The sequence below is a fragment of the Longimicrobium sp. genome, assembly GCF_036399255.1.
Lineage (GTDB): Bacteria > Gemmatimonadota > Gemmatimonadetes > Longimicrobiales > Longimicrobiaceae > Longimicrobium.
The window spans coordinates 60,218-71,060 of sequence record NZ_DASWNM010000108.1 but is presented as its reverse complement, the minus strand read 5'-3'; the positions used below and the strand labels follow the sequence as shown (position 1 = coordinate 71,060).

General features: G+C 68.9%; 7 protein-coding genes. 5 read left to right on the top strand and 2 right to left on the bottom strand.

What is annotated here, in order from left to right:
* The first annotated feature begins 307 nt into the window (after nucleotides 1-307).
* A complete protein-coding gene (locus VGC13_RS20255; RefSeq protein WP_331127107.1) occupies nucleotides 308-853 on the top strand; it encodes a hypothetical protein in 546 nt (181 codons plus the stop codon).
* 15 nt (nucleotides 854-868) lie between these two features.
* Here the strand turns inward: VGC13_RS20255 and VGC13_RS20250 are convergent, their stop codons facing one another.
* Both VGC13_RS20250 and VGC13_RS20245 read right to left on the bottom strand, forming a co-directional pair.
* Entirely contained in the window at nucleotides 869-2,365 is a 1,497-nt protein-coding gene (locus VGC13_RS20250; RefSeq protein ID WP_414683008.1) for a PAS domain-containing sensor histidine kinase, read from the bottom strand.
* 1,914 nt (nucleotides 2,366-4,279) lie between these two features.
* On the bottom strand, nucleotides 4,280-4,477 hold the full coding sequence (locus tag VGC13_RS20245) for a hypothetical protein (protein WP_331127105.1): 198 nt from the start codon (nucleotides 4,475-4,477) through the stop codon (nucleotides 4,280-4,282).
* A 288-nt stretch (nucleotides 4,478-4,765) separates the two neighbouring features.
* Between VGC13_RS20245 and VGC13_RS20240 the strand changes: the two genes are divergently transcribed.
* The 4 genes from VGC13_RS20240 to VGC13_RS20225 all read left to right on the top strand — a co-directional run bounded on the left by VGC13_RS20240 (nucleotide 4,766) and on the right by VGC13_RS20225 (nucleotide 10,818).
* Nucleotides 4,766-6,601, top strand: coding sequence for an alpha-amylase family glycosyl hydrolase (locus tag VGC13_RS20240; protein WP_331127104.1), 1,836 nt, complete (start codon nucleotides 4,766-4,768; stop codon nucleotides 6,599-6,601).
* A gap of 307 nt (nucleotides 6,602-6,908) precedes the next feature.
* On the top strand, nucleotides 6,909-8,237 hold the full coding sequence (locus tag VGC13_RS20235) for an alpha-amylase C-terminal beta-sheet domain-containing protein (protein WP_331127103.1): 1,329 nt from the start codon (nucleotides 6,909-6,911) through the stop codon (nucleotides 8,235-8,237).
* A 1,023-nt stretch (nucleotides 8,238-9,260) separates the two neighbouring features.
* Complete coding sequence (locus VGC13_RS20230) at nucleotides 9,261-9,755, top strand: hypothetical protein (RefSeq protein WP_331127102.1); 495 nt, start codon at nucleotides 9,261-9,263, stop codon at nucleotides 9,753-9,755.
* Between the two features lie 76 nt (nucleotides 9,756-9,831).
* Nucleotides 9,832-10,818 carry a hypothetical protein gene (locus tag VGC13_RS20225; protein WP_331127101.1) on the top strand — a complete coding sequence of 329 codons (987 nt, stop codon included), beginning with the start codon at nucleotides 9,832-9,834 and terminating at the stop codon, nucleotides 10,816-10,818.
* Nucleotides 10,819-10,843: the final 25 nt, after the last annotated feature.

Sequence of the window (10,843 nt, the reverse complement as noted above, 5' to 3'; positions counted from 1 at the left end):
TTTCGAAGGAGGCGCCACACCGCACCATCGGCTCGCACGAAATCCGGCGCGCCGACTGAGAAATCTACTGTCTGCTGCTGGTGCCCCGCCGCACCGCTCCGGCACTGGCCCTGTCCGCCCGTGTCGTAGCCGCAAGGTAAGCACGGCTACCGCGTCTGCCCTCCAGCAATCCGACAGGGGATTCCTCGGCCCTGCAACCTCTGGTGTGAAAGCAGGCTACGGCGTGGCCGGGCCTCGGAATGACAGCGCTGGTAGATCTGCCTGGATGCGCAGCGTCGGATTCTTAAACACGCTCTGAGGGAGGTCCTTGCGGCAGGCACTCGGAAAGGTGAACATACATTGGACGCGCCTGCGCGATCCGCCTTTGCCAGAGGGCCACCACGGCCACGGATTGCCCCCTGGAGGGAAGCGTCAATTCGTCCGCCTTGAGCAGCCGATCGAAATGCCGTTACGCGAATTCATGGACGAGAGTGGGAGGACATGGCTGGCGTGGAGCACGGTTCCGCGTTCGGGCGCAAACGTGCGGGCGGCGTACGCCGAGGGCTGGCTCAGCTTTCAGGTCGGCGGTGGACAGGACCGCCGCCGGCTCGTGCCCGTGCCGGAAGGATGGGAAGCGGCCTCCGAGGAGGAGCTGCGCGCATACCTTGGCCGTGCCCGCCCGCCGGAGCGGGCCGAATCGCTGAGCGGGACGGCGGAGGTCGTGGCGCAGAAGCGCGAGGAAGAGGCTGCCGAAGCCGTAGAGCGCGACCGGGCGGTACGCACACCGCCAGCGACGGGAAGCATCGATGGCGGTGCGCTGGAGCGGGTCAGGAAGATCCTGCGCGAGATACGGATCGAACGGGGCGACGGGTAGCGAACGGCGCCCGCGCTACCGGTCCGGGGGCAGCGTCACGGTAAAGGTCGCGCCCTCCCCCGGCTCGCTTCGCAGGGTGATCTCTCCGCCCATCGCGCGGGCAAGGTCGCGGCTGATCGCCAGCCCCAGCCCCGTCCCCTCGTGTCCGCTGGTGAGTGACCGCCCCAGCTGCACGAACGGCTGGAAGATGGAGTGCTGGTGCTCGGGCGGAATGCCCGGGCCCGTGTCGGATACCGTCACGCACGGCGTTCCGTCCACCGTGCCGCACCCGGCCGTGACCCGGCCGCCGGCGGGAGTGAACTTGACCGCGTTGGAAAGAAGGTTGAGCACGATCTGCTCCGTCTTTCCCAGGTCCGCCCGCGCCATGATGCCCTCCGGACAGGGGCCGTGCTTCAGGACGATGCCCTTTGCCAGCGCCAGCGGCTCCACCATCGCCAGCACCGCCTCGACCGCTGTGTGCAGGGAAACCGGCGTGATCTCGTACTCCACCTGCCCTGCCTCGATGCGGCTGTAGTTGAGCAGGTCGTTGACGATGCGGAGCAGGTGCTGCTGGCTTCCGCGAATGCGCTTCAGGTACTCCTGCTGCTGTTCCGTGACCGGGCCCGCGATCTCCATCTCCAGCAGGTCCGCGTATCCCAGCGTGGCGTTGATGGGCGTGCGAAGCTCGTGGCTCATCGCGGCCAGGAACTCGCTCTTGGTGCGGCTGGCGGTTTCGATCTCGGCGATCCGCCGCGCGTCGGCGACCTCCCGCTCCTGCGCCGCCTTGCGTTCCGTAAGGTCCCGCGTGACCTTGGCGAATCCCACCAGGCGCCCGCCGGAGTCGCGCAGCGCGGTGATGAGGACGTTGGCCCAGAAGCAGGACCCGTCCTTCCGCACGCGCCACCCTTCCTCTTCGTACTTCCCCTCACGGATGGCTACGTCCAGCTCCATCTTCAGCTTTCCCGCCGCGACGTCGGCCGCGGGGTAGAACGCGGAGAAGTGGCGGCCGATGATCTCGCCTGCCTCGTAGCCCTTGATCCGTTTTGCCCCCTCGTTCCAGCTGGCGACCCGGCCCTGCGGGTCCAGCATGAAGATGGCGTAGTCCTTTACGCCCTGCACCAGGGTGCGGAACCGCTCTTCGCTCAGGCGCAGCGCTTCCTCGGCCGAGCGCCGCTCGGTGAGGTCACGGGTGACCTTGGCGAATCCCACCAGGGTGCCGTCGGAGTCGCGGAGCGCCGTGATCACCACGTTGGCCCAGAAGCGGGAGCCGTCCTTCCGGACCCGCCATCCCTCGTCCTCGACCCGCCCGTCGCGCGTGGCGATCTCCAGTTCGATGGTGGTCTTTCCCCGCGCCACGTCCTCGGGGGGATAGAAGATGGTGAAGTGCTTGCCGATGATCTCTTCCGGACGGTAGCCCTTGAGGCGCTGCGCACCGGCGTTCCAGCTGAGGATGTGGCCCGTGGGGTCCAGCGCGAAGATGGCGTAGTCCAGTACGCTGTCCACCAGCAGGCGGTACAGTCCGCTGCCCTCCATGGCGCTGGTGGAGCCGCCGGCGAAATCCGCCGCTTCGGTTTCGGAAACCGACCGGAGTACGCCCAGAGGCGTCGTGCGCTGCGGGCGCGACTTTTCAGGAACGGTCATCAGCCGGGCCAGGTGCTCCGGAGGATCGTGTGGGGGATGGTTCAGCCCCCAGAAGAGGTCGCTCGGCGTTGCGGCACAGATCGTTCCAAGTCCCCCCGGGGTCGTTCGAGTTTTCGGGTCCCAGGCGCAGGCGCCTGACGTCCTGAGAGGGTGTCGCCAAACCTCGAACTCACAACGAAGCGGTGGCTTGCTGAGAGTGTGTCGCCAACCCTTCACACTCACGACGAAGCGGTGGCTTCCTCAGAGGGTGTTGCTGAACCCCAAACTCACAAAGAAGCGATGACTTCCTGAGGGAGCGCACCACGTGTAACCCGTTTCCACACAACCGCCTGCGCGCGACCGAAGGACCTGCTCTCCGGCGAGACGGGGCCGGCTTCATGCCGCGGGACCAGCTCCTCGGTTTGTGCCAACGAGATCCTTTGGTCGGCGCCATGGCTTTTTCGTACCTGCAGATCGAGGAGCGGCGCCTTCCTCAGTGGGTGTTGCCAAAGCTCCCAGCGTGATTGACTTCCTGAGGGAGGCGCCGCCCGCACCTCGCTTGTACACTGCACCTTCGCGCCGACCGAAGGACCTCGCCAGCAGAGCGACGGGGCTGGTTCCGTGCCCTGATCTGGCCCCTGCGCCACCGGGACGAGGTCCTTCGGTCGCGCGCAATCTGTAGTGTGACTTCTGGCTGGACGTGATGCGCTCCCTCAGGAAGTCACCGCTTCGTTATGGATGTGAGGTTTAGCAACACCCTCTCAAGGAGCCCACCGCATGTAACCCGTTTCCACACAACCGCCTGCGCGCGACCGAAGGACCTGCTCTCCGGCGAGGCGGGGCCGGCTTCATGCCGCGGGACCAGCCCCTCGATTTGTGCCAGCGAGATCCTTCGGTCGGCGCCATGGCTTTTTCGTACCCGCAGATCGAGGAGCGGCGCCTTCCTCAGTGGGTGTTGCCAAACCTCCCAGCGTGATTGACTTCCTGAGGGAGGCGCCGCCCCGCAACTCGCTTGTACACTGCACCCTGGCGCCGACCGAAGGACCTCGCCAGCAGAACGACGGGGCTGGTCTCGTGCCCTGATCTGGCCCCTGCGCCACCGAGACGAGGTCCTTCGGTCGCGCGCAATCCGTAGTGTGATTTCTGGTTGGACGTGATGCGCTCCCTCAGGAAGTCACCGCTTCGTTATGGATCTGAGGTTTGGCAACACCCTCTGAGGCTGAGGATGAGAGCGATCGTCCGGTGCTGCGACGGCTTTTCGATGGCCCCCTCATTGATGGGCACACCGTCGTGTCGGCTACGGCTGGGTTCCGCGCGAGGAGCCCCCGTTTCCGAAGGAGATTCTTCGGTCGGCGCGCAGGCTGACGCGCGTTGTGGACGGCTCGGGGTGGGCGCCTTCCTCAGAATGACAGCGATCGTCCGGTGCTGCCTATCGATGGGCGCACCGTCGTGCCGGCTGCGGCTGGGTTCCGCGCGAGGAGCCCCCGTTTCCGAAGGAGATTCTTCGGTCGGCGCGCAGGCTGCCGCGCGTTCCGGACAGCGCGGGGCGGCGCCTTCCTCAGAATGACAGCGATCGTCCGGTGCTGGCTCCGCGTTCCGGTGGCCCCTGATGGGCGCACCGTCGTGCCGGCTACGGCTCGGTTCCGCGCGAGAAGCCCCCGTTTCCGACGGAGATTCTTCGGTCGGCGCACAGGGTGCGGAGCGTTCCGGACGGCTCGGGGCGGCGCCTTCCTCAGAATGACAGTGGACGTCCGCACCCACATGACAAAGCGGAGACGCGGAGCGATCGCTCCGCGCCTCCGCCTGCTTTCCCTGCGGTCCGACGCGTCAGTACGCTTCGGCGCGGCAGGTGCGGTCGAAGGAGGCACAGGTGTGGTACGTGCCGGGGCAGCTGAGCGGATAGCCGATGGTGCAGGGGGCGGCCTCGTTGGCGCGCACGGTGCCGGCCGGCACCGCGTCCCCCGCGCCCACCTCGAACGACTCGATGGCGAGCGTGTCCAGTTGCAGCGTGAGCTTGCGAATCATCGGCTCCTCCTCGGGTGATGACAGAGAACGAACGGTTTCCGCCAGCATAGCAGCGGCATCCTCGCCAACGCAACCCCGATCCACCCGCATTGCGCCGTGCCGCGCACGGTTCGCCGGGCAGCCGCTTTCAGCGCGTCCCCCGCGTACGCCGGCCGCCCGGTTCCGCGTCTTGCGATCGACGATCCACGAAGCGCCGGTGCCCTGTCGGACAGGGCGCTCTCTGCGCAGATTGGGGACCGGCGGGCCCCGGTCAGGCTCGCTCCATCCCATCATCCGAACCCGACCCCGATGAAGCCCGTGACCCGTTTCGTCACCGCGCTGGCCGCGGTTGCGCTCGCCGCCGGCGGCGCGCAGGCGCAGGCCCCGGTGGTGCTCAAGGTGGACCCGCCCAACTGGTGGGCGGGCCACTCCATCAACCCCGTCCGCCTGCTCATCCGCGGCCGGGCGCTGGCGGGTGCGCGCATGGAGTGCCCGCGGCTGGCGTGCGGCGAGGTCAAGGTGAACGCGGCGGGGACGTACGCGTTCGTGGACGTGACGGTGGACGACGGCGTCGCCCCGGGGCAGTACCCGCTCACCCTGCGCACGCCGGGCGGAACGGCGCCGGTGGCGTTCACCGTATCGCCCGAACTGCCGGCCACGGGCCGCTACCAGGGCTTCGGGCCCGACGACGTCATCTACCTGCTGATGCCGGACCGCTTCGCCAACGGCGACCCGGGGAACGACCAGCCGGCCGTGTCGCGCGGCATCCTGGACCGCGGGCACCTGCGCCGGTGGCACGGCGGCGACCTGGAAGGGGTGCGGCAGCGCCTGCCGTACCTGCGCGACCTGGGGATCACCGCCATCTGGATGAACCCCATCTACGACAACACCAACACGCTCGACACCATCGAGGTGTATCAGGGCGACCCCACCACCGCGTACCACGGCTACCACGCCATCGACCACTACGCGGTGGACGAGCGCTTTGGCGACATGGCGACGCTGCGGCGGCTGGTGGACGAGGCGCACGCGCAGGGGATCAAGATCATCCTGGACATGGTGGCCAACCACACCAGCCCGCACCACCCGTGGGTGCACGACTCGCCCACGCCCACCTGGTTCAACGGCACGGTGCAGCGGCACCTGTCCAACACCTGGCAGATCTGGACGCTGGCCGATCCGCACGCCACGCCCGAGATCCGCCGCCCGGTGCTGGACGGCTGGTTCGTCGACATCCTGCCGGACCTGAACCAGGATGACCCCGAGGTGGCGCGCTACCTGATCCAGAACACCCTGTGGTGGGCGGGGATGAGCGGCATCGACGGCATTCGCCAGGACACCTGGCCGTACGTGCCGCGCTCGTTCTGGCGCGAGTGGATGGCGGGGATTCGCCGCGAGCACCCGCAGATGCGCGTGGTGGGCGAGGTGTACGACGGCGACCCGGCCAACGTGGCGTTCTTCAGCGGCCGCCGCGCGCGGTGGGACGGGATCGACGACGGGGTGGACGCGCTGTTCGACTTTCCCCTGTTCTTTCCCCTGCGGCGGGCGTTCGTCGAGGGGAAGCCGCTGCGCGAGGTGGTGCAGATGCTGGGGCGCGACCACCTGTACGAGGATCCGCAGTCCCTGGTGACCTTTCTGGGGCTGCACGACGTGGGGCGCTTCATGGGCGAGCAGGGCGCCACGCCCGAGGGGCTGCGGCTGGCGTACACCTTTCTGCTCACCACCCGCGGCACGCCGCTGCTGTACTACGGCGACGAGATCGGCCTGCCGGGCGGCGGCGACCCCGACAACCGCCGCGACTTTCCCGGCGGATGGCGGGGCGACCCGCGCAACGCGTTCCAGGCGTCGGGGCGCACGCCCGCCGAGCAGGCCACGTTCACGCACGTGCAGCGGCTGCTGCGGCTGCGCGCCCAGCGCGGCGAGTTGCGCCAGGGGCCGGTGGTGAACCTGCACGTGGGCGACCAGCAGTACGTCTACCGCCGGGGTGCGACGGTGGTGGCGCTGAACAACGACACCACGGCCGCCGAGGTGCGCATTCCCGCGGCGGAGCTGGGTGCGGACGTGCTGGGCGTGTGCGCCCCGCCCCGCCGCGACGGCGATGCGCTGGTCATCACCCTTCCGCCCCGCTCCGGCTGCGTCTTCTAGAATCGGCCGGAAAAAGAAAAGCGAGGGGTACAGAGGAGCAGAGAACAGCCGGAGGAGCAGAGGACAACGGGTCTTCCTCTGTTCCTCTGGCTGTTCTCTGTCCCTCTGTACCCCTTCGCCGTTCGTACCAGAATGGTGAGGCGCCGCGCCCTTTTCTGGTGCACGGAGAATTCGGAAGATTTCCAAACTAAATCAGGATGGCCGGTTACGCGCGGCTCGAAAACTGCGGCGATCGGCGGCATCCGTACGGATCGGGGGCATCGATCTCCCCTTCCGTGACACGCCTCCCTCGCCCACCCCGACGATGATGAACACGCCTCGCTGGAAGGCACGCCTTCTCCCGCTCGCCCTGTTCCTGGGGGCGCTCGCCGCCGGCTGCGACACCGCGCGGCTGGACGGCCCCATGTCTCCCACGGCCGCCTCGCCGGCGGCGCCGCGGTACGCGCAGTTCGCCGGCGGCGGGCAGGACGTGCTGCTGCAGGGCTTTCACTGGAACTCGCACCGCTGGGACTGGTGGAACATCGTCACCGCCAAGGCGCCCGACATCAAGACCGCCGGGTTCACCATGGTCTGGCTTCCGCCCGCCTCGCGCGCCGCCGACTCGGCCGGGTACCTGCCCACCGAGTGGCGCAACCTGGATGCGTCGATGTACGGCACGGGCACGCAGCTGCGCTCCGCCACGGCGGCCCTGCGCACCCGCGGGATCAAGGTCATCGGCGACGTGGTGGTGAACCACCGCGCGGGGACCACCAACTGGGCAGATTTCACCACCCCCGCCTTCACCAACAACGCGCGGGCGGTCACCAGCAACGACGAGTGGGGGCTGGGCACGGGGAACGTCGACACCGGCGACGGCTACCACGCGGCGCGCGACCTGGACCACACGTATTCCTCGGTGCAGACCGAGATCACCAGCTGGCTCAACTGGCTCAAGGGCACCGGCAACGCGGGCTTCGACGGGTGGCGGTACGACTACGTGAAGGGCTTCTCTCCCTCGTACGTGGGCGGCTACAACACGGCCACCACACCGTACTTTTCGGTGGGCGAGCTGTGGCCCGACATCACGGGCGACTACTACGCCTCGTGCTCCAGCATCAACTACCACCGCCAGAAGCTGATGGACTGGATCAACGCGACCGGCGACCGCTCGGCCGCGTTCGACTTCACCACGAAGTGGCAGCTGCAGCTGGCGGTGGACCGCACCGAGTACTGGCGGATGGGGTGCATTCCCGGCGCCATCGGCTGGTGGCCGGCGATGAGCGTGACCTTCGTCGACAACCACGACACCGGCCCCTCGCCCGACGGCGGGCAGAACCACTGGCCCTTCCCGGGCTCCAAGGTGGAGCAGGGATACGCGTACATCCTTACCCATCCCGGCACGCCCACGGTGTACTGGCCGCACTACTTCGACTGGGGCCCGGACCTGCAGAACAAGATCCGCACGCTCATCGGCATCCGGAAGGCGCAGGGCGTCACTTCCACCAGCACCATCTCCGTGCAGATGGCGGACGCCACCCGCTACGCGGCAATCGTGAACAACAACGTCGCGATGAAGATCGGCCCCGGAAGCTGGTCCCCCGGCGCCGGCTGGACGCTGGCGACGTCCGGCAACGACTGGGCGGTGTGGACGCGCTAGCCGCGGGATCGCCATCCCGAGAATCACACAAAGGCGCTGACTTCCTGAGGGAGCGCACCACGTGTAATCCGATGTAGCACAGGCGATTGCGCGCGACCGAAGGACCTCGTTGGCAGAATTGAGGGGCTGGCTCCTGTGCTCAGGAGCCGGCCCCTCGGTTCTACCGGCGAGGTCCTTCGGTCGGCGCCAAAATCCATCGTACCAGCATCCGCGAAGTGACGCCTTCCTGCTTGGAGAAATCCCCGGACACACCCACATCTGAGTCCGGTCTAAAAAGTCCGGAGCGGCGGCGGATGCCGCGGATTTGGGGGTCCTCCGCAGTATCCCCACGTCGAGATCGTGCGTCTGAGCGCATCCTCCGAAGTTGACTTCTCCACACCTGTGTGGATCAAGCGGCATGGGCAACTTCTTGGACCGGACTCACATCTGTCATTCCGAGGGAGCGCACCACGTGCAACCAGAGGCTGCACAACCGCTTGCGCGCGACCGAGGAATCTACTTTCCGTTTCCTCGTGGCCTGCCGCGACGCCTCCACGCTGGCCCTGTCCGGCTGTTTCGCCGCCGCGGCGATGGAGCGGGCTACCGCGTCCGGGCTCGCGCGGGCCGACGGTAGATTCCTCGGCCCTGCAACCCGCGGCGCATTCGTCCGGCGGCAGCGTGGCCGGGCCTCGGAATGACAGCCCTGTTTCATCCAGCAGGGTGCGCGGAGAGCCGCCGGACCCAGGAAGTCAAACCGCGGTGAGAGTTCACCGACACCGCCCGAGATGAGATCCACCCGACCGTCCAGAGAGCGAATGGCCCTGCATCGCACGTCGATGCGGGGCCTTTTCGCGTCCGCCGCCCGGGATGGCGACGGCAGCCCGGAGCCGGGCGGATGCATCCACCTCAACACTTTGGCCGCCGGCTCCGTCTGGATGGTGAATGACCGATCGAACCGGGCCGGGACGCCCGGGGAGGGCGACGAAATCGGGCGGGGGTGGATGTCCGCCATCCGCTGGAACCGAAGGACAAGGAGTGCGGGACATGATGAAGAGCAAGACCCTGCTGCTGGCGGGCTTCGGCGCCGCGGCGCTGGTGGTGGCGGCGGAGCGCTCGGGTGCGCAGGACCGCGTCGGCGGCGTGCCCGGCACGTATGCGCTGGCCCGGGTGGACGGTCGCGCGCTTCCCGCCGTGGTAGAGGCGGACGGCGCCTGCCGCGACGAGTTGCTGTCGGGCACGCTGGCGCTGGCGGACGGCGCCTGGACGCTGGAGACGGTGGAACGCGAGACGTGCGAGGGGCAGGCGCCCCGCGAAGACCGCGAGACGGAGCGCGGCCGCTACACCGTCTCCGGCCAAGCGGTCACCTTCGCTGCGGATGAGTCAGATGATGCGGACGATGCGGATGACGCCGCGGGATCGGCCGGGGCGGCGGTCAGCGACGCGGACGTGGACGTGGACGAGCCGGCCACCGGCACCATGGACGGCGCTACGCTGACCGTGCGGCTGCGCGAGGGACAGACGGTGGTTTTCCGCCGCTGAGGACGATGGCGGGCGCACGGGCTTCCGTGCGTCCGCCGGGCGGGGCGGTTCCTGATCCAGCAAGGGGAGTGGAAAGATGGCGGAGAGAGGGCTGTACAAGTTCGGAGGGCTGCTGCTGATCGCGATCCTGGTCATCTCGGCGGTGGCGTACGCCACCAGCGGCGGCCGGCCCGCCGCGGAGGCCACGCCCGCCGCGCTGGACGACGCCCGCACGGGCGCCGCCCCGCTGGCGCAAACGGAGAGGGACGAAACCGCGGCGCCGGCGGAGGCCGTCTGCGCGCCCGACGGCGCGCCGCGGCCCCTGGACGCCGAGATCCACGAGAGCAGCGGCGTGGCGGTGAGCCGCGCACACGCGGGGATCTTCTGGACGCACAACGACTCGGGCGATCCCCTGCTCTACGCCGTGGACGCGCAGGGACGCACGGCCGGGCGCGTGCGCGTGGCCGGCGCGTCGGTGGAAGACTGGGAGGATGTCGCGCTGGCGCCCTGCCCCGCCAGCGGCGACTGCCTGTACGTGGCCGACATCGGCGACAACGACGCGGAGCGCGCCTCCATCACCGTCTACCGCATTCCCGAGCCCGCGCCCGGCGCGTCGCAGTCCGCGCCGGCCACGGCCATCCGGCTGCGCTACCCCGACGGCGCCCACGACGCCGAAGCCCTGTTCGTGCTGAACGGCGCCATCCACGTGGTCACCAAGGGCGAAAGCGGCCCCGTCGTGCTCTACCGCGCCCCGGCGGATGCCGGAGCGGAGGCCACGCTGCAGCGCGTCCGCGCCCTGTCGGCCGACAAGGTGGACAGGCAGGAGCGCATCACGGCGGCCGACGCCAGCCCGGACGGGCGCTGGATCGTGCTGCGCACCCTGCACGAGGCGGCGTTCTACCCCGCCGCGGCGCTGGCGGAGAGCGGTCCGCTGTCGCCGCGCCGGGTGGACCTGCACGGGCTGGACGAAAAGCAGGGTGAGGGGATCGGCTTCGGCCCCGACGGCTCCGTGTACCTGACCAGCGAGGGCGGCAAGAAGAACGCGCGCGCCACCTTTGCGCGGCTCTCCTGCACCCTGCCATGAGGGCTCGGCGGCTGGCCCTGCCTGC

Bases quoted from the DNA above. Each gene is read 5' to 3' on its own strand.
- VGC13_RS20250 (WP_414683008.1), bottom strand. From the start codon at position 2,365: ATGGAGGGCAGCGGACTGTACCGCCTGCTGGTGGACAGCGTACTGGAC.
- VGC13_RS20245 (WP_331127105.1), bottom strand. From the start codon at position 4,477: ATGATTCGCAAGCTCACGCTGCAACTGGACACGCTCGCCATCGAGTCG.
- VGC13_RS20240 (WP_331127104.1), top strand. From the start codon at position 4,766: ATGAAGCCCGTGACCCGTTTCGTCACCGCGCTGGCCGCGGTTGCGCTC.
- VGC13_RS20235 (WP_331127103.1), top strand. From the start codon at position 6,909: ATGAACACGCCTCGCTGGAAGGCACGCCTTCTCCCGCTCGCCCTGTTC.
- VGC13_RS20230 (WP_331127102.1), top strand. From the start codon at position 9,261: ATGATGAAGAGCAAGACCCTGCTGCTGGCGGGCTTCGGCGCCGCGGCG.
- VGC13_RS20225 (WP_331127101.1), top strand. From the start codon at position 9,832: ATGGCGGAGAGAGGGCTGTACAAGTTCGGAGGGCTGCTGCTGATCGCG.